20 protein-coding genes are annotated in these 21,947 nt (G+C 67.5%); 8 read left to right on the forward strand and 12 right to left on the reverse strand.

Annotated features, from left to right (window positions below):
• Window positions 1–53 precede the first annotated feature (53 nt).
• Both otsB and A5678_RS17135 read left to right on the forward strand, forming a co-directional pair.
• Window positions 54–3,734, forward strand: coding sequence for a trehalose-phosphatase (gene otsB / locus A5678_RS17130; RefSeq protein WP_231983697.1), 3,681 nt, complete (start codon window positions 54–56; stop codon window positions 3,732–3,734).
• Between the two features lie 123 nt (window positions 3,735–3,857).
• Window positions 3,858–4,664 carry a universal stress protein gene (locus A5678_RS17135; RefSeq protein ID WP_068044428.1) on the forward strand — a complete coding sequence of 269 codons (807 nt, stop codon included), beginning with the start codon at window positions 3,858–3,860 and terminating at the stop codon, window positions 4,662–4,664.
• 2 nt (window positions 4,665–4,666) lie between these two features.
• Here the strand turns inward: A5678_RS17135 and A5678_RS17140 are convergent, their stop codons facing one another.
• From A5678_RS17140 to A5678_RS17195, 12 genes are all read right to left on the reverse strand, one after another.
• Window positions 4,667–5,035 carry an STAS/SEC14 domain-containing protein gene (locus tag A5678_RS17140; protein WP_068044430.1) on the reverse strand — a complete coding sequence of 123 codons (369 nt, stop codon included), beginning with the start codon at window positions 5,033–5,035 and terminating at the stop codon, window positions 4,667–4,669.
• A gap of 31 nt (window positions 5,036–5,066) precedes the next feature.
• Window positions 5,067–5,945 carry a universal stress protein gene (locus A5678_RS17145; protein ID WP_068044432.1) on the reverse strand — a complete coding sequence of 293 codons (879 nt, stop codon included), beginning with the start codon at window positions 5,943–5,945 and terminating at the stop codon, window positions 5,067–5,069.
• A gap of 11 nt (window positions 5,946–5,956) precedes the next feature.
• Window positions 5,957–6,490 (reverse strand): GNAT family N-acetyltransferase, encoded by a 534-nt coding sequence (locus A5678_RS17150; RefSeq protein ID WP_197502169.1) that lies wholly within the window; start codon window positions 6,488–6,490, stop codon window positions 5,957–5,959.
• An 87-nt stretch (window positions 6,491–6,577) separates the two neighbouring features.
• Window positions 6,578–8,227, reverse strand: a complete 1,650-nt coding sequence (locus A5678_RS17155; protein ID WP_197502178.1) for a GAF domain-containing sensor histidine kinase — start codon at window positions 8,225–8,227, stop codon at window positions 6,578–6,580.
• 186 nt (window positions 8,228–8,413) lie between these two features.
• Window positions 8,414–9,085 carry a response regulator transcription factor gene (locus A5678_RS17160; RefSeq protein WP_068044623.1) on the reverse strand — a complete coding sequence of 224 codons (672 nt, stop codon included), beginning with the start codon at window positions 9,083–9,085 and terminating at the stop codon, window positions 8,414–8,416.
• A 58-nt stretch (window positions 9,086–9,143) separates the two neighbouring features.
• Window positions 9,144–9,962 carry a universal stress protein gene (locus tag A5678_RS17165; protein WP_068044436.1) on the reverse strand — a complete coding sequence of 273 codons (819 nt, stop codon included), beginning with the start codon at window positions 9,960–9,962 and terminating at the stop codon, window positions 9,144–9,146.
• Window positions 9,963–9,966: 4 nt separating this feature from the next.
• Window positions 9,967–10,737, reverse strand: a complete 771-nt coding sequence (locus tag A5678_RS17170) for a universal stress protein (protein ID WP_068044438.1) — start codon at window positions 10,735–10,737, stop codon at window positions 9,967–9,969.
• 70 nt (window positions 10,738–10,807) lie between these two features.
• Window positions 10,808–11,794, reverse strand: coding sequence for a 1-phosphofructokinase family hexose kinase (locus A5678_RS17175; protein WP_068044440.1), 987 nt, complete (start codon window positions 11,792–11,794; stop codon window positions 10,808–10,810).
• A 19-nt stretch (window positions 11,795–11,813) separates the two neighbouring features.
• On the reverse strand, window positions 11,814–13,859 hold the full coding sequence (locus A5678_RS17180) for an erythromycin esterase family protein (RefSeq protein ID WP_156746960.1): 2,046 nt from the start codon (window positions 13,857–13,859) through the stop codon (window positions 11,814–11,816).
• 94 nt (window positions 13,860–13,953) lie between these two features.
• Window positions 13,954–14,163 carry a hypothetical protein gene (locus A5678_RS17185; protein ID WP_068044442.1) on the reverse strand — a complete coding sequence of 70 codons (210 nt, stop codon included), beginning with the start codon at window positions 14,161–14,163 and terminating at the stop codon, window positions 13,954–13,956.
• 38 nt (window positions 14,164–14,201) lie between these two features.
• Window positions 14,202–14,471 carry a DUF1918 domain-containing protein gene (locus A5678_RS17190; RefSeq protein WP_068044445.1) on the reverse strand — a complete coding sequence of 90 codons (270 nt, stop codon included), beginning with the start codon at window positions 14,469–14,471 and terminating at the stop codon, window positions 14,202–14,204.
• Between the two features lie 43 nt (window positions 14,472–14,514).
• Window positions 14,515–15,501, reverse strand: a complete 987-nt coding sequence (locus A5678_RS17195; RefSeq protein WP_068044447.1) for an NAD(P)H nitroreductase — start codon at window positions 15,499–15,501, stop codon at window positions 14,515–14,517.
• A gap of 186 nt (window positions 15,502–15,687) precedes the next feature.
• Here A5678_RS17195 and acsA point away from each other — a divergent pair, with 186 nt between their 5' ends.
• From acsA to A5678_RS17225, 6 genes are read left to right on the forward strand one after another with little or no spacing between them, the layout of a single operon-like run.
• Window positions 15,688–17,487 (forward strand): acetate--CoA ligase, encoded by a 1,800-nt coding sequence (gene acsA / locus A5678_RS17200; protein ID WP_068044449.1) that lies wholly within the window; start codon window positions 15,688–15,690, stop codon window positions 17,485–17,487.
• A complete protein-coding gene (pdhA, locus tag A5678_RS17205) occupies window positions 17,484–18,455 on the forward strand; it encodes a pyruvate dehydrogenase (acetyl-transferring) E1 component subunit alpha (protein ID WP_068044451.1) in 972 nt (323 codons plus the stop codon). The genes acsA and pdhA overlap by 4 nt, the downstream gene beginning before the upstream one ends.
• Window positions 18,452–19,429 carry an alpha-ketoacid dehydrogenase subunit beta gene (locus tag A5678_RS17210; protein ID WP_068044453.1) on the forward strand — a complete coding sequence of 326 codons (978 nt, stop codon included), beginning with the start codon at window positions 18,452–18,454 and terminating at the stop codon, window positions 19,427–19,429. The genes pdhA and A5678_RS17210 overlap by 4 nt, the downstream gene beginning before the upstream one ends.
• Entirely contained in the window at window positions 19,426–20,655 is a 1,230-nt protein-coding gene (locus A5678_RS17215; RefSeq protein ID WP_068044455.1) for a dihydrolipoamide acetyltransferase family protein, read from the forward strand. The genes A5678_RS17210 and A5678_RS17215 overlap by 4 nt, the downstream gene beginning before the upstream one ends.
• Window positions 20,656–20,661: 6 nt before the next feature.
• Window positions 20,662–20,913, forward strand: coding sequence for an acyl carrier protein (locus A5678_RS17220; RefSeq protein WP_068044457.1), 252 nt, complete (start codon window positions 20,662–20,664; stop codon window positions 20,911–20,913).
• Between the two features lie 42 nt (window positions 20,914–20,955).
• Window positions 20,956–21,936 (forward strand): NAD(P)H nitroreductase, encoded by a 981-nt coding sequence (locus tag A5678_RS17225; RefSeq protein ID WP_156746955.1) that lies wholly within the window; start codon window positions 20,956–20,958, stop codon window positions 21,934–21,936.
• The last annotated feature ends 11 nt before the right edge of the window (window positions 21,937–21,947 follow it).

The raw sequence follows: 21,947 nt of genomic DNA on the forward strand, positions 1-21,947 counted from the left end.
CCGTTGGTCCGATTGTGCCTTGACCAGCGCCTACGTGTGGCATCGTCACAAAGGTGAGCGAATGGCCCATCACGGTCGATAGGCGCTATCACGACGCGGTGGTTCTCGGTCTCGACTGTGTAGTCGCAGAGCCGGTGCCCGGGGTGGTCGAGGCGCGGGTTTCGACCGCCGGATTTCTGCAGCGGCTGCGCGACGTCGGCGTCGCCACGGCCGTCTATTCGTCTACCCGGGACTGCGAAGCCATGTTGCGCGCGGCGGGACTTGAGGAGCTCGTCGGCGTCGCCGTGGGCGCCGCCGATACCGCCGAGCAGGTCGACGCGGCGCTGACCATGGCGGTGACGCGCCTTGGGGTACGCCCGGTGCGGTGCGCGATCATCGACTGTGCCGACGCGGGGGTGGCGGCCGGCCGGGACGGCGGCTTCCGCCTCATCATCGGCCTCGAGCGCAACGGAGGGGCAGACGAATTGCTGTCCTGCGGCGCGGACACCGTCATTGCCGACCTTGCGGAGATCTCTGTGTGGCGCGGGGGCACCCCCCTGTCGAGGGTCGCCGACGCGATGGGTGTCTACAGCCAGTTGAGGGAATTGGTGGCGAGCAGGCGACCGGCGGTGTTCCTCGACTTCGACGGCACGCTGTCGGAGATCGCCGCACAGCCGGAGTCCGCCTCCCTGGTCGAGGGAGCCCTCGAAGCGCTGCGCGCGCTGGCGGCGGAGTGCCCCGTGGCGGTGATAAGCGGCCGCGATCTGGGCGATCTTCGCCGCCGCGTGCTGGTCGACGGGATTTGGTACGCGGGCGGTCACGGCTTCGAACTCGTCGCGCCGGACGGGGCCCACCATGAGAACGCCGCCGCAATCGGCGCCACTGGCGCCCTGACTCGTGCGGCCGAGCGACTGGCCGATCTCCTCCGCGATGTGCCTGGAGTCCAGTTGGAGCACAAGCGTTTTGGGGTCGCCGTTCACTACCGCAACGTCGACCCCGAACAGGTCGACCGCGTGATAGCGACGGCCCGCAAACTCGGGCGATCCCAATGCCTGCGGGTCACGATGGGCCGCAGAGTCATCGAGCTTCGCCCCAGCCTCGATTGGGACAAGGGCAGGACAGTCAACTGGATCCTCGAACACATCCAGAAAACGAGCCCCGGCGCCGTGTTGCCGATTTACGTCGGCGGCGATATCACCGACGAGGATGCCTTCGACGCGGTCCAATTCGACGGCGTGGGAATTGCGTTGCGGTACACCGAAGACGGGGATCGACCATCCGCCGCGCTCTTCAGTTTGGCCGACCCGCCCGCGGTGTGCGAATTCCTCCGACGACTGGCCGATGATCTGCACGCAGCGGCGACCGCGCCAAACGGTCCATGGGAAGTGGTTTTTGAGGGGTACGACCCCAAGTACGAGCGGCTACGCGAAACGCTGTGCACCGTTGGAAACGGCTACGTCGCCACCCGTGGCTGCGTTCCGGAGGCAACGGCGGCGGAGGCGCATTACCCGGGGACATACGCGGCAGGCGTCTACAACACGCTGGCCGACCGCATCTCCGGCCGTACCGTCGAGAACGAAAGCCTGGTCAACCTGCCCAATTGGCTGTCGCTGACATTTCGGATCAACGGCGGGGAGTGGTTCCACGTTGACGACACCGAATTGTTGTTCTACCGCCAGACATTCGACCTGCGGCATGCGACGCTGATCCGCGCCCTGCGGTTCCGGGACGGTGCGGGCCAGATCACGACCATGACCCAAGAACGGTTCGCATCGATGGACCAGCCGCATGTACTCGCCATGCGAACCACGATCGTTGCCGAGAACTGGTCGGGCACCTTGGAATTCCGGTCACTGCTGGACGGGAGCGTGCGCAACAACATGGTGGAGCGCTATCGTTCGCTGTCCAGCATGCACCTCGCATCGCCGGTGATCGACGAATCCGCGGATGACGCGGTGATATTGCGCACCGAAACCACGCAGTCGCGCATCGCGATCGCGGTGGCCGCGCGCAGCACCGTGTGGTGCGGCGACGCACGCGCCCTCGCGCAGTACAAAGTCGTGCGGGAAACCGACAGTGGCGGTCACGACATCCAGATAGCACTGGCCACGGGGCAATCGGTCACCTGCGAGAAAATCGCGACGATCTTCACGAGCCGGGACAGCGCCATCTCGGAACCGGCGAGCACCGCCCAGCTGCACCTCGACGCCGCCGGCCGGTACGCCGAGCTGCATCGTCAGCACGCGCGGGCCTGGGAACTGCTGTGGGAACAGTGCACCATCGGCCTGCCCGACGGCCCCGACGAGCTCCGCATCCTCCGGCTGCACTTGGTCCACCTGCTGCAGACGATCTCGCCGCACACCGCCGAACTCGACGCCGGAGTCCCCGCGCGCGGCCTGCACGGCGAGGCGTACCGCGGACATGTCTTCTGGGACTCGCTCTTCGTCGCCCCCGTGCTCAACATTCGCATGCCCAATGTCGCGCGCTCGCTGCTGCTCTACCGGTATCGGCGACTCCCCGAGGCCCGTCGGGCCGCGCGCAGAGCCGGCTACCTGGGGGCGATGTATCCGTGGCAATCGGGTAGCGACGGTCGTGAGGTGAGCCAGGAGCTGCACCTCAATCCGCAGTCCGGGCGATGGAATCCGGATGCCAGCGCCCGCGCCCACCATGTCGGTCTGGCCATCGCCTACAACACGTGGCAGCACTACCAGGTGACGGGTGACCGCCAGTTCCTTGTCAACTACGGCGCCGAGATGCTGCTCGAAATCGCGCGTTTCTGGGTGGGGCTCGCCAACTTTGACGAAAGTCGCGGGCGTTACACGATCACGGGCGTCATCGGCCCCGACGAGTTCCATTCGGGCTACCCGGGCAAGGAGTACGACGGGATAGACAACAACGCGTACACCAACGTCATGGCGGTCTGGGCCATCCTGCGTGCGATGGACGCGTTGGACTTGCTTCCGCTGCGGAACCGCCTCGACCTGGTGAGAAAGATCGATCTCACGAGCGACGAGCTCGTCCGATGGGATCACGTGACGCGACGCATGTTCGTCCCGTTCCACGACAACGTGATCAGTCAGTTCGAAGGCTATTGCCAACTCGCTGAGCTGGATTGGGAGCAGTACCGGCAGCGGTACGGCAACATCCAGCGGCTCGACCGCATCCTGGAGGCCGAGAACGACAGCGTGAACAATTACAAGGCGTCGAAGCAGGCCGACGTGCTGATGCTGTTCTACTTGCTGTCGTCGGACGAGTTGCTGGCCGTGTTCGGCCGGCTCGGCTACCGCTTCGCACCCGAGCAAATCCCCGAGACGGTGGACTACTACCTCGCGCGCACCTCGGACGGATCGACGCTCAGCGCGCTCGTCCATGCGTGGGTGCTCACCCGCGCCAACCGGCATCACGCCATGAAGTACTTCTTGCAGGTACTGGCTTCCGACGTCGCCGACATCCAAGGGGGCACCACGGCGGAAGGCATACACCTGGCCGCGATGGCCGGCAGCATCGATCTGCTGCAACGGTGTTTCACCGGCCTGGAAACCCGCAACGACCGTCTGATCCTGAGCCCGCTCTGGCCGAAGGCGCTGGATCCCATCGAGTTTCCGTTCGTGTATCGCGGCCAGCGGCTGCACCTTCGCGTCAGCGGCCGGGCGGCCGAGCTGACCTCCGAGGCGGGCAACAACGCAGCGGTCGAGGTGGAATGCCGGGGCCGGCTGCAGCACCTGCTGCCCGGGCACTCGGTCGAGGTGGCCTGACGCCCCGGTGACCAATGCCCCGGAACGCGGGTCGAACGGCCCTGCTCAACCGGGCCTTCCCGCCATAACGTGGTTGGGACGGGCCCTCGGCGCCCCGGTTAGTCAGTCATACAGGAGGACTCGATGAACAATCCGCAGTCGTCGCAGCGGATCGTGGTAGGTATCGACGGCTCGGATGCCGCGATCAATGCGGCCAAATGGGCGGCCGCCGAGGCCGTCAGCCGCAACATCCCGCTACGGCTGATCCATGCCATCCCGAGACGTTATGCGGATGACGACAGCTTGGACGTCGAATACGCCCAATCGTCGTTGCGCGCCGCCGATGCGGCGCTGCAGGCCATGGGGACGCCGGTCAAGGTCGAGTGCGACATCGTGCGCGATTCCTCGGAGAGCGCGTTGATCGACGAATCCCGGGACGCCGCAATGGTGTGTGTGGGTTCGGTGGGGACGGGCTGGGTGGCCCGCAAGGTCCTCGGCTCGACCGCGCAGACGTTGGTGCAGAAGGCGCACTGCCCGGTGGCCGTCATCCGCAGCAGCCGCGACGGCGCCGAGCCGGAGGGTGGATACATTGCCGTTGCCGTCGAGGAATCGGCCCGCAACGACGCGGTGCTCGAGCACGGCTTCCGGGAGGCGCGCCTTCGTGACGCACCGATCTTGGCGATGGGTGTCTGGCGGTGGGGCCTCGGCGAGATTCCCTACCGCCAGCTGGATCAGCGACTCGGCCCATGGGTATCGCAGCATAGCCAGGTGCACGTCCAACCCGCCGCGGCGAGGCGCGGGGCTGCCGAGTTCCTCACGCGTACAAAGGAACCCGTTCAGCTCGCGGTCGTGGGCAGCGACGATGCCGACAAGGTCGCCCGTATGGTCGGGCCGATCACCCCGCATCCCGGCGGCCATACGGGATGTTCGGTGCTCGTCATCCGTGACTGAGGCTATCCGGCTGCCCATTGGGTCGCACGGTCAAGCTCGTCGAGCCCGAACACGGCGATCTCGCCGGGAACCATCCACGCCAGTGCGTGCAGGACGGGGGCTACCCAATCTTTGTCGGAAACCACCGCGATCCGCTTGAACGCCGAATGGTGCGGCAGGACGGTGCCGAAGCCCAGCTTGAGATCCTCGAGGAATCCACCCGGCCCGAAACCCTCGTAGTCGGACGCGATGACCTCGACGATCCTGACCTCGCCGGTTGCGAGCACCTGGTCTATTTCGGGCTTGAAGTCGCGCAGCTCGTCACCGCGCAGCCGGCCCGACACGCGGATGCCGATCACTTTCTCCGGCATGTCCGGGAGCAGCTCGATCATCTGACAGCCTCCTTGGCGGCACGGGTTGACGTCAGCGGACCACCAGCACGGGCACCCGGGCCGACTGTGCCACCGCCGAACTCACCGAGCCGAGCAGCATCCCGGGAAACCCGCCACGGCCGCGGCTGCCGACCACCACCAGTTGGGCGTTTTCGGATTCCTTCAGCAGCCATTCGGACGGCTTGTCGCAGAACAGTTTCCGCTCGACAGGCACGTCGGGATAGCGTTCTTGCCAGCCGGCCAGCCGCTCGGCGAGGATCTCGCGCGCCTCCTGCTCCCGGTCATGCCAGTCCATGCCGAGGATGGGGAACACGCCCACGTCGCTCCATACGTGCACTGCCACCAGCCCCACCCCTCGGCGCGAGGCTTCGTCAAAGGCCAGGGCGGTCGCCTCTTCGGACGCAGGGGATCCGTCGATGCCCAGCACCACGGGCGCGTCGGAATCCGGGGCCGCCCGTTCGCCGGTGTGAATGACCGCGACGGGGCAATGGGCGTAGTGCACGAGCCCCGTGGTCACGGAGCCCAGCAGCAGGCGGCCCACAGCTCCGAGTCCCTGGTTTCCGGCAACGAGCACCACGGCCTCCTTGGATGCCTCGATCAGCCCTGGGACGATGGCCGAATACACGGTCTCGGTGTGGATTTCGGGCGATTCGGAGGCACCCAGGCTGGCGCTGAGCGTCTTGCGGGCCTGGTCGATCACATGCTGAGCGCTGTCCTGTTGCCAGTCGGGCATCTCCGCATACAGTTGCCCCACCGGCCAGCCGACCACGATGGGCGGAACGACGTACATCAGCGTGATGGGCAGGTCACGCATGATGGCCTCGCGTGTCCCCCAGGCGACGGCCGCGTCGGACGCGGCCGACCCGTCGACACACACCAGGACCCCGTATTTTTTCGCCTTATCCGTCATTGTCCGCTCCTCTACGTCGGCGTCTCGTCGAATTGGGGTAGGTCGATCTCGAGGTGGCGAATATTCCCGTAATCGATTGGCCTGCAGGGCCAGCCGAGATCGAAGAAGACCGTGAGCATGAGGTGGTTCTCGCCGAGGACATCCGCGGTGAACCGTCCGATTCCGTGGGCCCGAGCGATCGGGGCCAGGTGCTTGAGCAGGGCAGTGCCCACACCCACGGAATGGTCTTGGTGAGCGACCACGACCGCGACCTCGGCCACCATCGGGTCGTCGGCGACCACGTAATGAGCCACGCCGATCAGCCGGTCGGCGTCGAAGGCACCCAGAGCGTACAACCCGTCCGCGGGCTCGGTCAGCTTCGCGACGAGCTCGCGCAGCGGCGACAGCTGCAGCGTGAAGAAACGGAAGTATCGGTCGTGGTCGGACAGGTGTTGATGCAGCGCCGAAACGGCGTCGGCGTCGGCGACGGTCAAGGGACGCAACATCACCAGGCGTCCGTCGAGCAGCCGAGCGGTAGCGGCGACCTCCACCGATCGATTACTCACAATGCCCGACGATATTCGGCGGCGGCGCGGTCGGGCAGGGCCGTTAGACCCCATGGCCCCTCCCATTGGTCCCGTTCGAGGCGACCGCTATTGATCGATGAGCGGCGCGACCCAGTGGACCCGCGTACCGCCGTCGGGTGGGCCGGCGATCTCGCAGGAACCGCCCAGTTGTTCGGCGCGCCGCTTCATGTTGGCCAGGCCGCTGCGCCGCGAGTTGCCGGCGGGTATGCCGGAGCCGTTGTCGATGATGTCGAGGCTGAACATGTCGGCGACGCTGATCTCGACGGTCACGCGCGACGCGCCGGAATGCCGCAGGGCATTGCTGACGGCTTCCGCGGTCACCGCCTCGGCGTGGTCGGCAAGCTCTCCGCCGACCGCGGTCATCGGTCCGTGCATCCGCACGGTTGTCACGATGTCCCGGTCCTCGGTCAGGTCGGCAACCACCTGCTGGATGCGATGCCGGAAGTCGCCGTTCCGGCCCGGCGGCGATTTCAGCTGGAAGATCGTGGTGCGAATCTCCTCGATGATCGTTTGCAGGTCGTCGAGCGTGCGGTTGAGCCGATCGATCACCTCCGGGGAACGCGCCCGGGCCAACGTGCCCTGCAAGTCCATGCCGGCGGCGAAAAGCCGCTGGATGACGTGGTCGTGCAGGTCGTGCGCGATGCGTTCGCGCTCGGCCAGGATGGTCAGCCGGCGCGCGTCGTCACGGGCCGACGCGAGCACGAGCGCAATCGCCGCGTGCGTGGCGAAGTCGCTGACCAGGTCGAGGTAGCTCTCGTCGAAGGGCGGCTGGTCGGCGCCGCGGGCGATGGCGATCACGCCGACGACTTCGTCGTGGGCGCGTAGCGGCATGAGGATGGCCGGACGCTGCCCGACATCGGTGAACGCCTGAATCGGGTACTGCAGGGTCTCGGTGATCAGCGGTTGGCCGGAGCGGAACACGGCGCCACTGGTCGACGCGTCCACCGGGACGCGCTGGCCGACCACCTCGGCGGCGTGCCGCCCCACCGCCGCCGAGACCACCAGCGTGTCGACCTCGTCGTCGGGCAGGTCGGGGTCGGCGGGCACCAGGACGATCGCCTGCTCGGCGTCGGTCAGCGCGCGGGCGCGGTCGGCGATCAACTGCAGCGGGCGCCGGTGCGGCTCGGCGCTGGACAGCAGCGCGGTGGTGATCTCGCGGCTGGCGTCCATCCACTTCACGGCGGTCCGCTCGCGCTCGAACACCCGCGCGTTGTCGATGGCGACGGCGGCGGCGAACGCCAGCGCCCGGGCGGCCACCTCGTCGGAGTCGGAGAACACCCGCTTCGGATCGACGTGGGTGAGGTAAATGTTGCCGAACACGGTGCCCCGGATGGTGATCGGCACCGCGAGGAATCCGCGCATCGGGGGGTGATGCTCGGGGAACCCGACCGCCGCCGGGTGGGAGGTCAGATCCGCCATGCGCAGGGCGGGCGTGTCCAGCAGCGAGAGGCTCAGGAGTCCCTTGCCCACCGGCAGGTGCCCGATCCGGGCCACCGTGTCGGCGTCCATCCCCTCGTGGACGAACGAGAGCAAGTTGCCCTCGGGATCGCGGATGGCCAGCGCTCCGTACGGGGCCGAGGTCAGCCTCCTGGCCGCGCCGATGATCCGGTGCAGCGTCTCGTCGAGGTCGAGGCCCGCGCCGATCTCGACAATGACACGCAGCAGTTGCTCCATTTGGTCGCGGGCCGCCAGCAACTCGTCGAGTTGCTCGTGCATCCTGCTCACCAGCCCCCGCTGGCCAAGTCCGGCGAACGCCGAGCCGCTATCGTCGGTCGCCACCCGACAGACCTCCCGATGCTCAAGACACGACGTGATCACAACTGCACGATCAGCCTAATCGCAAATTGTCAAGCGCCCAACCGAAGTGTTGTCGTCGATTTGCGTGCGTCTCGCGGCCGACCGCTAGTCGGGCGGCGTCGCGGGCGGCGTCTGGGCATGGCCGGGGTGCTGATCCAACTTGGACGCGAACACCGCCGCCTGGGTGCGGCGCTCCATGCCGAGCTTGGCCAGCAACCGCGACACGTAATTCTTCACCGTCTTCTCGGCGAGGAACATGCGGGCGGCGATCTGCCTGTTGGTCAGGCCCTCGCTGAGCAGCCCCAGCAGGGTTCGCTCCTGTTCGGTCAGCCCGGACAGTGGGTCTTCGCGCTCCGCCGCGCCGCGGAGCTTGGCCATCAGGGCGGCCGCCGCCCGGTTATCCAGCAGGGATTTGCCGGCGCCCACCTCCTTGATGGCGTGGGCAAGCTCCATCCCCTTGATGTCCTTGACCACGTAACCGCTGGCGCCGGCCAGGATCGCCTCCAGCATCGCTTCGTCGGAGGTGAACGACGTCAGCATCAGGCAGCGCAGGTCGGGGTGATCGGACACCAGGTCGCGGCAGAGCTCGATGCCGTTGCCGTCGGGAAGCCGCACGTCAAGCACGGCGACGTCGGGTTGCAGTGCCGGTATCCGTGCCTTCGCCTCGGAGACGGAGCCCGCCTCGCCGACGATCTCGAGCTCAGGGTCCGATGCCAGGAGATCCGCGAGGCCGCGCCGGACAACCTCATGGTCATCGACCAGGAAAACCTTGACCATCAACCCCTCCTGCCGGTCGCCCTCGGCCCAATATCCCACATTTCGCAATTATCCCACCTCACAAATGCTGCCGATTCACGATCAACAGCGAACAGTGCGCGTCCGCCATCACCGAACTGCCGACCGGTCCGACCAGTTCGGCAACGTGCTGACGGTCGCGGGCGCCGACGATCACCAGGCCCACGGGCCCGCGGTGTGCGGCCAGGTAGTCCAGCAGGCCGACGTGTACCGCCACCGATTCGACCTGAAGCTGCGGATGGCGTCGCTTCCACCCGGACAGCCGGCGGTCGAGGTCGGCGAGCGCCCGGCGATCGGCCTCGGTGTCACCGTGTTCGAGTGGGCCCGTTCGCCGCGAGACGACCGCCTGCAGGGCGGCCCCGCGCAGCACCGCCTCTTCGATGGCGGCGCCCAGCAGAACCGAGTCCGGGGAACCGTCTATCTCGACGACCGCTTTTTCTGCGGGTTGCCGGCGGTGGTCGTCGTGGGCCCGGACGATCGCGACCGGGCAGCGCGCCGATATGGCCAGCGCCGCGGCGGTGGAGCCGACCCGGCCCGGTTGAAAGTGGCGCAGCCCGACGGCGCCCACGCAGACCATGGCGGCCGACGCCGACGCGCGAATCAGCGACCCGACCGCGGGTCCGTGGACGATCTCCGTCTCGACCTCCACCGGCTTGCCCGCGGCCTGGATCGCCGTCGCCGCCTGGCGGACCGCCATCTCCGGGGTTTGTTCGCCGTCCCCGGGCTCGGTCGCGCAGAGCAGGCGTAGCGGAACGTCGCGACTCACCGCCTCGTCGACCGCCCACAGGGCCGCGCGTATCGCCGCTTTGGAACCGTCGATACCGGCAACGATCGACTCGGCTCTGGCTGGCTGTGTCATCGTCTCAGTGGCGCACCACAAGCACCGAGCAGTCGGGATAGCCGACGATCGGATGACAGTTCGGGGTGGCCAGCGCGGCCATCCCCTGGGCATCGGCACTGCCCACCACCGCCAGTTCGATTGCGGTGCCGGGCGTTCCGTGGTGTTTCGGGCCGGTCCCCGCGGCGACGGTCTGGACTGGGACGTCCGGGTAACGACGCACCCAGCTGTTCAGTCGCCGGTCGATCTGGCGCACGGTCGCGTGGCGGCGTCGCCCTTCCTCCATGGCCTGGTGCACCACCTCGTCGTTGCCGGGCTCGTCGTTGAGCACCACGGCGATCACACCGAGCTCCGTCGGCGACCCGTCAGGATTGGTACGGACGATCGCGACCGGGCAATGCGCGCGCTCCACCAGGCCCGTGGCTGTCGGGCCCAGCAGTCCGTCGGAGGCCCATCCGCGCCTGGCGGTGCCGACACAAACCAGGGCCGCGTCGTGCGATTGGTTGATCAACGCCTCCGCGGGGTCCCCGGAGACGATCGCCGTCTCGATCTCGACCGGCTTCCGCTCGCTCTGTATCGCGCACTCCGCCTGAGCCAGCGCTATTTCGCCGCGTTCGACTTCCCATTCGGCACTCGGCCCCGATCCGATGGGCCCTAGCCTGGGCGGGATGACATACACCAGGCGAAGTGGGAGCTGCCGGCCAATTGCCTCGTCGATCGCCCACTTCGCCGCGTTGACCGCGGCTTTCGAGCCGTTGACACCCACGATCACCGCCTTGGCGTCCAGCTGGCTCATCTCGGCTCCTGATTGTTCCGATCACTCCAGGCTATTGCGGCGACGCCCGCTGTGCACGGGCCGTTAGGCCTCAACCGCGAAGTCGTTCGTCCCCCACCTCTGCCGGTTCGGCGACCAGCTCGAACAACCGCTCTATGTCGGCGCGCTCGCAGACCGCCGTACCGGGTGTCATCAGCATCGCGGCACCCGCCGCGATGCCGAACCGAACGGACTTTCCAAGAGGCCATCCGTGCGTGAGGCCCACGGTGATCGCGGCTACCATCGCGTCGCCGGCCCCGACACCGCTCCCGCCCGGCATCGGGACTGCCGGAAACCGCTGGCTGCCATGGCGTGTCGCGAGCAGCGCGCCATAGGATCCCAGGGAAACCACTACGACTTGTGCGCGGCCACTGTTGATCAATTCGTGAGCGGCGGCTATTTGCTCGGACTCGGTGGCGAGTCGGCGACCGACGCATTCTCTCAGCTCTCGCACGCTCGCCTTCAGCAGAAATACCCCCGAGGAGATGTGCTGCAAGCCGCCGCCGGAGGTGTCCAGAATGAGCTTCACGCCCAACTGCCGGCAGATGTCGGCAACCCGCTGATAGTAGTCGGCCGGCACACCCGGCGGCAGACTGCCGCTCGCCACAACGACTTCGGCGGATTCGGCCGCCACCCGCAATTGCTCGAGGCATTGCTCCTGCTCGGGGACGGTCAGCTCCGGCCCGGGCAACACGAACCGGTATTGCTGGCCGGTGCTGCTCTCGTTGACGGTGAAACTCTCTCGCGTTTGGGCAGCGATCGGAACCTGCTGGAACGGGACTTCCGCCTCGCTGAGCAGGCTCATGACGAGGCCACCGTGCGACCCGCCTGCGGGAAACACCGCCAGCACCGGGCTGCCTAGGACCTTCGCGATCCGAGCGACGTTGATGCCGCCGCCGCCCGGGTCGTACCGCGTCGCGGAGCAGCGCAACTTATCCGTCGGCCGCACGACGCCGACGCTCGTCGTGATGTCGAGCGCGGGATTCATGGTCAACGTGACGATTCGGGTTCGGCGAACCGGGTCGGACGGCGTCTCCATCTTCGTTGTCTCCGCGGGGTTAGAGGCCACTCGGATACGTTTCCGGCGTTTCGCCCGCGATCCAGAGGCTGGTGACCTCAAGGGGTTCCAGCGCCCGCGTCCTGTCGATGTGGATCATCGCGTCGAACTGATCGGCGGGGCGGACGTGGAAGTAGTGGCTCTGTCGTTCGGTCTCGGGGCGGTAGATCACACCGATGGCACGGCCCAATCGAACCGCGCTCAGCGGTTCCGCGGCTCCCGGGCTGATGTGCGCCGACACCAGAAACTCGCTCTTGCCCGTCTCGTGCAGCAACTCCTCGATGCTCCCGTTGAGCGCCGGGCGCACGACCTTTCGTTCGGCGATGCCACCCCAGTCGCTGGCGGCGGTGACCGTGCCCGTGTAGGTGCTGAAGCCGATCAGACGTGCTCCGTCACCGTGCCGCTGCCGGACCAGTTGGCCGAGCGTGAGTTGTCCATCGGCCCAGACTTCGGTCGCGCGCGCGTCCCCGACGTGAGAGTTGTGGGCCCACACGACGATTCGTGCCGACGGGATGTCTTGGTGGCGGTCCAGATGCTTGAGCAGCGCCTCGAGCGTCTGCGCCATGTGCTTGTCGCGCAGGTTCCACGAGGTGACCCGCCCGCTGAACATCGCCCGGTAGTACACCTCCGCGTTGTGCACCGTCTGGGCGTTCTGGTGGGCGTAGAACAGTTCGTCCTCGGCGAGCAGACCGTCCCTGCGCGCATAGGCCAGTTCGTTGCGCTGAAGGTCGACCAGTTGATCGATGGCTTCCTGTTCACAGGACGGGCCGGCGCCGAAGGCGGCCGAGAAGCCGTATGCCTGGCCGTCGTCCGCCGAGGCGTGGTCGAAGCAGGCATAACGTTCGCGCGCCCGCCCCGCCGCCTTGGGATCGACCTTGTCGAGGTAGCCGATCACCTCCTGCATCGACCGATGCAGGCTGTAAAGATCCAGCCCGTAGAAGCCGGCCTGCCGCTGCCCGTTGTTCTCGTGCAGCCGGTTTCGGGCGCGCAGCCACTCGACGAAGTCGCGCACGACGGTGTTGCGCCACATCCACGCGGGAAATCGCTCGAACCCGCTCAACGCCGCGTCGGCGCTCATGTCATCGCCGATGCCGCGAACGTAGCGGTTCACCCGGTAGGCGTCCGGCCAGTCCGCCTCCGCGGCGACACCACAGAAGCCCTTCTCCTCGATCAGCCACTTGGTGATCTCCGCGCGGGCCTCGTAGAACTCGTGTGTGCCATGCGAGCTTTCGCCGATCAGCACGATGCGGGCATCGCCGATCAACTCCTCCAGCGCGTCACGCGGCGGGACGCCCGCCGGCGCATCGATGGCCACCCGGCTGATCAGCTCGGCGGGGGTTCGCGCCGGGGCCCTCGTCGGGGTCCCGGTCGTCGGCGTCGCGAGGAACCGACGGACCTCTTCGTCGGTCACTTGCCGGAAATCCCAGAACGACTCCCCGACCGCGAGAAACGGAGTGGGCATGCTCGCGCACACGACGTCGTCGACCTGCCCGGCAAACTCCCGGCACGTGGACTCGGGTGCCGCCGGCACGGCGATGACGATGTGGGCGGGCTCGGCCTCGCGGAGCGCCTGCACCGCCGCGGACATGCTTGCGCCGGTAGCCAATCCGTCGTCGACCAGGATCACCGTCTTGCCCGCCACATCCGCGGGTGGCCGCCCGTCGCGATAGGCGGCCTCGCGCCGAATCAGTTCCCGGCCTTCCCGCTCGGCGACGGCGCGCAACTCCTGCGGGGTGATACGCAGGCCGCGCACGACGTCGTCGTTGACCACGACGCGTCCCCCGCTCGCCAATGCCCCCACGGCGAACTCCTCGTGGCCGGGGGCACCGAGCTTGCGCACGATGAACGCGTCCAACGGGGCGCGCAGGGCCGCCGCCACCTCCCACGCCACGGGTATGCCGCCGCGGGCCAGGCCCAGCACGATCACGTCGTGCCTATCGCGGTAGGCACCGAGGAGGTTCGCCAGCACGCGGCCGGCCTCGGCGCGGTCACGGAACACCCGCCGTGGCGAGCGCCGGGTGGCGTCAGCTGCTCTGGTCATGGCAATCTCCTCGATCTTGACCATCGACGAATTCATCCGACCAGCCCGCCGTAGGCGGGGGTAGGGCCCGAAGTCCCAGGCTTGCGGGTCGTTCGTCGGCTCAGCTTCTGCGGCGTAGCTCGCCGATGTAGGCCATGACCCGGTTGAGGATCAGGCCGTAGGCGTCGCCGTCGTCAACCAGACGGGCCAATCCGCGGTGGCGGAGAAAGCCGTCGAGGCGCTGGTCCAGGCGCCAGTCGAGATAGGTGTCGCCGGCATACGGCGAGTGCAGGAAATCGTACGCGAGCTCATCGACGTCGGCATCCGTCATCGATGGGGATCCGTCTGTGGCAGGGGGCATTTGGCTTCCTACCCGCTTCGAGCGTGATCTCTGATGGCGGCTTGCACCGCGGCGAACCGTGACCGCGCCCGCTCGTCGGCGGCCTGCTGTTCGGCGGCCGTGACGACGATCGCGTCGGGACCGGGAAACACGGTCGTCTCCTCCCCGGTGGCCAACCACCGGACCCGGTACGGCGGTTCACCATTCGGTGAGCGCACCGACGTGATCAACCCGCGCAGATCCGGTCGCCCGATCGTGCCGCTCTTGATGACGAGCCAGTCACCTGGATCGGCATACACTACCGTCTCCCTTCGAAAATATTGCCGTGCAAGCTATGTCGTGTTATTTGCGAATCTCCAAGACCTCGCGTACCGGCCGGCGCGGCGTCGGTTCGGGAGCGCCCTTGCCCGAGAATGCGGTGCCGGCCCGGATCAGAACCTGGGGTACGGCTTCGCTCTCGGGTATGAGTTCTCGAATCATGTCTCGACTGGCCTGCAGCTCCGTCACGTGCGTCACGGTGCAGGTCGACAGGCCGGCCATGGTGCACTCCAGCAGAACCGCCGAAAGGGCCTGGCCGCAACGGAACGCGTCCGCGCGGGTGTCCCCCGGCGTGGACAGGACAACGATCCTTGCTTGATCTTGGAGGCTCGTGGAACTCCCCCGGGGGTACCCGTCGGTTGGGAATCGGCGGTTGACGCCGTCGGTACGGGGCTGCGCCTCCTTGATCAGCGCGGCCTGAGGTATGCCGTCATCGTGCCTGCCGGGGGCTGTCCACCAACGCAATTCGTGGTGATAGAGGTCGTCGTAGCGCCGCAACGCCTCATTGAGGTGCGCGGCCTCCACCAGGCGCGGCAGCGCGTCGTCGGCCAATACGTCGAGGGCGGCCAGGTCGGGATTGAAGGCGCTCCGCAGCACCGGTTCGAAGGACGCCCAGCCCTTCGGGGCGCCGAACGGGCGGCGGTCGGTCCTGCGACGCAGGATCGCCGCCGCGCGGTCGCGTCGGGCCACGGCGACGTAGTCGGCCGAAACGAAGTCGATGGAGGCCAGGTGGTCGGGGTTGTTGGGGTTGGGAAACTCGTCGACGTGGGCCGTCCACCCCTCGGCGGCCATCGCGACCCGGAAGTGATCGAGCACCGCGCCGCAGCTGATGATCGACTCGCGGCCCGAGCTGTCGGCCGAGGGCACGATGCGGTGCGGGTCGGCGAAGAGATCGACGGTGGGGCCGCCGGCAACCCATCGCCACGGCTGGCTGTTGTGCAGCGAGGGCGCGCGGCAGGCGAGCTCCACCGCCCTGGTGAGCACTTTGCTGTCGACCATCGTCTGGGTCATCGTTCTCGCCTCTCCTGTGTTACTTGGACCCTCAGCCATACGGGCAGCGCGCGCCAGGGTCCTTGGTCCCCAGCGTCGGGTCATTGGACCCGCGGCACCACCGCCGCGACTGATGACCTTTGTCTCTATTGCGGCATTGCTGTGCGGGCAAACGATGTAGGCGACCACCCCGACCGAGGACCCTTGATGGACGTCATCCGAAAAACTGCCCTTGACCATCGTGTTCGGCCCAACCTCACGGACTACGAGCACGAGCGCGCCCAGTTCCACTGGACCGATGTACCGAATCTGTGCGAAGGCATGGGGCCCGGCCTGTGCAACATCGCCTACGCCGCCGTAGACCGGCACACCACCGGGCCGGCCGCGACGCGCACGGCGTTGCGGTTCGTCACCGATAACCCCTGGGACGGCGTGATCACCACCCGCGACCTCAGCTACGCCGAGCTCGGCCAGTTCTCCAGGAAATTCTCCAGCGCGCTGCGCTCGTTGGGGATCAATAGGGGCGAGCGCGTGTTCATCGTCATGGCCCGCGGCCCCGAGCTCTACATCGCGATGCTGGGCGCGTTGCGCAACGGCAGTGTGGTCTCGCCCTTGTTCTCGGCCTTCGGGCCCGAGCCGATCGCGACCCGAGTCAACCTCGGGCACGCCGACGTCCTGGTGACCACGAGGGCGATATACCAGCGCAAGATCGCGAAGATCCGTGATCGCATGCCGTCGGTGCGACACGTCTTCGTCGTCGATGACGGGCAGGGCGACGGCACCCCGCCGGGGACGCTCGACTTCTGGCAGTGGGTGGAGGCGGCCGATGAGAACGCGCCGGTCGAGCCCACTACCGCGGACGACCCGGCGCTGCTGCACTTCACCAGCGGGACCACGGGGACGCCCAAGGGCGCCATCCACGTGCACGGCGCCGTCGCGATGCACTACGTCACCGGCCTGTACGCCCTTGACCTTCACCCCGACGACACCTATTGGTGCACGGCCGATCCCGGCTGGGTGACCGGCACGTCATACGGCATCATCAGCCCGCTGCTGCACGGGGTGACCTCCATCGTCGACGAAGCGGAATTCGACGCCGAACGGTGGTATCGCATCCTGCAGGACCAGGGTGTGTCGGTGTGGTACACCGCGCCGACCGCCATCCGGATGCTCATCAAGGCGGGCCCGGAACTGCCCGCGCAATACCACTTTCCGCGGCTGAGATTCATCGCCAGCGTCGGGGAGCCGCTCAATCCGGAAGCCGTCTGGTGGGGAGAGCGGGTGCTGGGCTTGCCGATTCACGACAACTGGTGGCAGACCGAGACGGGCGGCATCATGATCGCCAACACGCCCGCGTTCGACATCAAGCCCGGCTCGATGGGCCGCCCGCTGCCCGGGGTGGACGCGTTCATCGTGCGCAGCAACGACGACGGCACCGTCGAGGTGGTCGACGAACCGGGCGTCGAGGGTGAGCTCGCGCTCAAACCCGGCTGGCCGTCGATGTTCCGCGGGTATCTGAACGCCGAGGAGCGATACCGGAGCTCGTTTGCGGCGGGCCTGTACCTGACCGGAGATCTCGCGACGAAAGACGCCGGCGGCTACTTCTGGTTCGTCGGGCGCAAGGACGACGTGATCAAGTCCGCCGGACACCTGATCGGGCCGTTCGAAGTGGAGAGCGCGCTGACCGATCACCCGGCGGTGGCCGAGGCGGCCGTCATCGGCATACCGGATCCAACGGTCGGTGAGATGGTCAAAGCCTTTGTCACCCTGAAGAACGGTGTCGTGGCCGACGACGACCTGCGGCTGCAACTGCTCGGCCACGCCCGCAAGCGGCTCGGCGCCACGGTGGCGCCCAAGGAGATCGAGTTCGTCGACTCGTTGCCGCACACGAGCAGCGGCAAGATCATGCGGCGCCTGCTCAAGGCCCGCGAACTGGGGCTGCCGGAGGGCGACACCTCCACCATCGAGCAACACCCGGTCCAACACACCGAAGGGGTGCCCTCATGACCGATACGAAGCTGGCCCATGAGCTGTTGTCGGACATGATCCGCGTGCGGCGCATGGAGGAAAAATGCGCCGAGCTCTACAGCGCGGCCAAGATTCGCGGATTCCTCCACCTCTACGTCGGGGAGGAGGCCGTGGCCGCCGGGTCGCTGCGCGCACTGGCCGACGACGACGCGGTGGTCGCGACCTACCGCGAGCACGCGCACGCCCTGTTGCGGGGCATCCCGATGACCTCGATCATGGCCGAGATGTTCGGCAAGCAGGAGGGCTGCTCGCGTGGCCGCGGCGGTTCGATGCACTTGTTCGACGGGGCCAAGCGGTTCTACGGAGGGAACGCGATCGTGGCCGGCGGCCTGCCGCTGGCGGTGGGAATAGCGCTGGCCGACGCCATGCTGCAACAGAAGCGCGTGACAGCCTGCTACTTCGGCGACGGCGCGGTGGCCGAAGGCGCCTTCCATGAGTCGTTGAACATGGCGGCCCTGTGGAATCTGCCCGTGTTGTTCTGTTGCGAGAACAACCTTTACGCGATGGGGACCGCGCTGGATCGCGCGCAGTCCCAGACCGATCTCACCGCCAAGGCGGCCGCCTACCGCGTGCCGACGCTGGCCGTGGACGGCATGGATGTCGAGGCGTGCCACACGGCCGCGCAAGAGGGCGTCGACCACGTCCGCGACACCGGCGGCCCGTTCTTCATCGAATTCCGCACCTACCGGTTCCGGGCGCATTCGATGTTCGACCCCGAACTGTACCGGGATAAGGGCGAAGTCGAGCGGTGGCGCGAGCGCGACCCGATCCAGGCTTTCACCGAGAAATGTCTGGGCGACGGCGCGCTGTCCGAGGCCGACGTGCGTGAGATCGAAGATGCGGCCGCCACCGAGATCGCGGACGCGGTGGCCTATGCCGACGCCGGAACCTGGGAGGACGTGGCGGATCTCGAACGCGACGTGCTGACTCCGGAGGCGGCGCGATGAAGACCAGCTACCGAACCGCCGTGCACGACGCCCTCCGCGACGCCCTGCGCGACGATGCCCGGGTGATGCTGATGGGCGAGGACGTCGCGCGTTACGGGGGAACATACGCCGCCTCCAAAGGCCTGCTCGACGAATTCGGCCCCGACCGTGTGCGGGACACGCCGCTGTCCGAACTGGGCTTCGTCGGGATCGGAATCGGCGCGGCGCTGGGCGGGTTACGCCCGATCGTGGAAGTCATGACGGTCAACTTCAGCCTGCTGGCTCTCGACCAGATCGTCAACACCGCAGCGGCCCTTCGCCATATGTCCGGCGGGCAGTTCTCGGTACCGCTCGTCGTCCGCATGGCGACGGGTGCCGGGCGCCAGCTCGCCGCGCAGCATTCGCACAGCCTGGAGCCGTGGTACGCCCACATCCCGGGCATCAAGGTGGTGGCTCCGGCCACCGTCGAGGACGCGTACGGCATGCTCGGTCCCGCGCTGGCGGACCCGGACCCGGTGGTGATCTTCGAACACGTTCAGCTTTACAACGCCTCCACCGATGTCGACGTTCTCGCTCCGACGGACATCTCGCGGGCGGCGGTGCGCCGCAGCGGCAGCGACGCCACCCTGATCACCTACGGCGGCAGCCTGCCGAAGACGCTCGACGCCGCCAATGAGCTTTCGCTATCCGGAATCGACTGCGAAGTAATCGATCTGCGCATCCTGCGCCCACTCGATGACGACACCATCCTCGAATCCGTCCGCAAGACGCATCGGGCGGTGGTGGTCGACGAGGCGTGGCGCACCGGCAGCCTGGCCGCGGAAGTGAGCGCGCGGGTGATGGAGGGCGCCTTCTACGACCTCGATGCACCGGTGGGCCGGGTGTGCAGCGCCGAAGTTCCCATCCCCTACACCAAACACCTGGAAGAGGCCGCCCTCCCCCAAGTTCCCAAGATCGTCGCCGCCGTGCAGAGCCTCTTCGGGGACCAGTCGTGATCGAATTCAAAATGCCCTCGCTCGGCTCCGACATGGATGAAGGCACCCTGAACGAGTGGCTGGTCAAGCCCGGGGACAAGGTCAGTCGCGGCCAGGTCGTGGCTATCGTCGAGACCACCAAGGCCGCGGTGGAAGTCGAATGCTGGCAGGAGGGCATCGTCAGCGAGCTCGTCGTCCCCGTCGGTGAAACCGTCCAGGTGGGAACGACATTGGCCACGCTGACCGCACCCGGCGAGCAGGCGGAGAAGCCACCCACGCCGCGTCCGTCGCCGGAGGCGGCGACCACCGCCCAGCCGATGCCGGCAACCGCGCCGGTGACCGCCCCACCGACCCCGTCCGTCGCCGGCGCTCCCCCGATCGCCCCGGGGCACCGGCGCTGGGTGTCCCCGGCCGCGCGGCGGTTGGCGCAGTCGCTGCGCGTCGACATCGACGCGGTGAGCGGCACCGGACCCCAGGGCGCCGTCACCATCAACGACGTCGAGCACGCGGCGGCCGCCAAGCCGGTCGAGGTCAAGCCGGTCGCGCAACCGGCGGCCAAGCCGACGGCGGCCGACCGCGCGACACAGATGCGGAAGTCGATCGCGGCGGCGATGAGCCGGTCCAAGCGGGAGATCCCGCACTACTACCTGGCCGAAGAGATCATGTTGGAGAAGGCGCTGTCCTGGCTGACGACACGAAATGCCCAGCGATCCATCGACGAACGGGTGCTGCCGGCCGTCTTGCTCCTGAAGGCCGTCGGCGTCGCCGCCCAGCGATTCACCGAGTTCAACGGATTCTGGCGGGAGGACGGGTTCGAGCCGGCGAACGGCGTTCACGTCGGTGTCGGGATCTCGCTGCGCGGCGGCGGCCTCGTCGCGCCGGCCATCCACGACGTTCCGGAGAAGAAGCTGGACGAATTGATGGACGACCTCACCGATCTGGTGGGTCGGGCGCGGTCTTTCTCACTCCGGAGTTCGGAGATGTCGGACCCGACCATCACGCTCACCAACCTCGGCGACCAGGGCGTCGACGCGGTCTTCGGCGTCATCTACCCGCCGCAGGTCGCGATCGTGGGCTTCGGCCAGCCGGCCGAGCGGGTCTGTGTCATCGACGGCGGGATCCGGGTCGTCACGACGGTCCAGGCCACGCTCGCCGCCGACCACCGCGCCAGCGACGGACACCGGGGGGCGCTGTTCCTCGCCGCGATCAACGAGCTGCTCCAGCAGCCCGACCTACTAGAGAAGTGATGCGCAATGACCAATGAAGACACCCGCGCCGGCGTGCTGTCGGTGCTGACCGCCATCGCCCCCGAAGTCGACCCCGAAGACATTCGCGACAACGTCCTGCTGCGCGATCAGGTCGACCTGGATTCCATGGACTGGCTGAGCTTCCTGCGTGGGATCCACAAGCGATTCCATGTCGACATCCCGGAATCGGACTACGCGTCGCTGCGGACACTGGCCGACGTCGTCGGCTACGTGGAAACCAACGCGTCTAAGGTCTGAGCCGCGCAGCGCTTTTCGCAGCGCACTCAACAGGGGGTTGTCATGAAGGCTACGAGGCCGGACATCGGCGTGCTCGAACGGGCGGTGCTACTCGCCTGTCGCGCCCCATCCGTGCACAACAGTCAGCCCTGGCGCTGGGTGACCGAGGACGGCGCGCTGCGGCTCTTCGTCGACCGGCAGCGGGCGATCGCGGCCACCGACCATTCGGGCCGAGAAGTGATCCTGTCCTGTGGCGCCGTCCTGAACCACCTCTGCGTGGCCATGACCGCCGCGGGCTGGGAACCGAGGGTCGATCGGTTTCCCGACCCCGATGACCCCGACCAGCTGGCCTCGGTCACCTTCAGCCCGCTGGAGCACGTGACCGAAGCCGAGCACCGCCGCGCCGAGGCGATCCTGCAGCGCCGCACCGACCGGCTTCCGTTGGGGCGTCCGACGTATTGGGACCTGTTCGAACCCGCCCTGCGCGACACGTTCGACGACGCCGAGGTCACCCTGAGCGTTCTCCCCGACGATGTGCGGCCGCTCCTGGTCGAGGCGTCGCAACTCACCGAGGAGCTCCGCCGCGACGACTCGTACTATCATGCCGAACTCGACTGGTGGACTTCGTCTTTCGCCTTGGCCGAGGGGATGCCGCCAAACGCGCTGGCCTCCGACAAGGAGAGCTGGCGGGTCGACGTGGCCCGCAGCTTCCCGGTCAGGAGCCATGCCGACCGGCGTGGCGAGGTCAAAGTCGATTGGGCGAAGATCCTGGTGCTGTCGACGCCCGAGGACACCAGGTCGGACGTGTTGCGGTGCGGCGAGGTGTTGTCGACGGTGTTGCTCGAGTGCACGGTCGCCGGGATGGCGACCTGCCCGCTCACCCATCTGATCGAACTGGACGAGAGTCGTGACATCGTGTGCGAACTCGTCGGCCGGCGGGGTCTGCCGCAAGTGTTGATTCGGGTGGGGATCGCGCCGCCACTGGAACACCTGCCGGCGGCGACACCGCGACGCCCACTGAGCGATGTGCTTCAGGTCCGTTAAAGACCTTTGGT

Origin of the sequence: Mycobacterium sp. E2733 (genome assembly GCF_001667585.1) — a bacterium.
Taxonomy (GTDB): domain Bacteria; phylum Actinomycetota; class Actinomycetes; order Mycobacteriales; family Mycobacteriaceae; genus Mycobacterium.

Bases quoted from the DNA above. Each gene is read 5' to 3' on its own strand.
- A5678_RS17135 (WP_068044428.1), top strand. From the start codon at position 3,858: ATGAACAATCCGCAGTCGTCGCAGCGGATCGTGGTAGGTATCGACGGC.
- A5678_RS17140 (WP_068044430.1), bottom strand. From the start codon at position 5,035: ATGATCGAGCTGCTCCCGGACATGCCGGAGAAAGTGATCGGCATCCGC.
- A5678_RS17145 (WP_068044432.1), bottom strand. From the start codon at position 5,945: ATGACGGATAAGGCGAAAAAATACGGGGTCCTGGTGTGTGTCGACGGG.
- A5678_RS17155 (WP_197502178.1), bottom strand. From the start codon at position 8,227: ATGCACGAGCAACTCGACGAGTTGCTGGCGGCCCGCGACCAAATGGAG.
- A5678_RS17160 (WP_068044623.1), bottom strand. From the start codon at position 9,085: ATGGTCAAGGTTTTCCTGGTCGATGACCATGAGGTTGTCCGGCGCGGC.
- A5678_RS17165 (WP_068044436.1), bottom strand. From the start codon at position 9,962: ATGACACAGCCAGCCAGAGCCGAGTCGATCGTTGCCGGTATCGACGGT.
- A5678_RS17170 (WP_068044438.1), bottom strand. From the start codon at position 10,737: ATGAGCCAGCTGGACGCCAAGGCGGTGATCGTGGGTGTCAACGGCTCG.
- A5678_RS17175 (WP_068044440.1), bottom strand. From the start codon at position 11,794: ATGGAGACGCCGTCCGACCCGGTTCGCCGAACCCGAATCGTCACGTTG.
- A5678_RS17185 (WP_068044442.1), bottom strand. From the start codon at position 14,163: ATGACGGATGCCGACGTCGATGAGCTCGCGTACGATTTCCTGCACTCG.
- A5678_RS17195 (WP_068044447.1), bottom strand. From the start codon at position 15,501: ATGACCCAGACGATGGTCGACAGCAAAGTGCTCACCAGGGCGGTGGAG.
- acsA (WP_068044449.1), top strand. From the start codon at position 15,688: ATGGACGTCATCCGAAAAACTGCCCTTGACCATCGTGTTCGGCCCAAC.
- pdhA (WP_068044451.1), top strand. From the start codon at position 17,484: ATGACCGATACGAAGCTGGCCCATGAGCTGTTGTCGGACATGATCCGC.
- A5678_RS17210 (WP_068044453.1), top strand. From the start codon at position 18,452: ATGAAGACCAGCTACCGAACCGCCGTGCACGACGCCCTCCGCGACGCC.
- A5678_RS17220 (WP_068044457.1), top strand. From the start codon at position 20,662: ATGACCAATGAAGACACCCGCGCCGGCGTGCTGTCGGTGCTGACCGCC.
- A5678_RS17225 (WP_156746955.1), top strand. From the start codon at position 20,956: ATGAAGGCTACGAGGCCGGACATCGGCGTGCTCGAACGGGCGGTGCTA.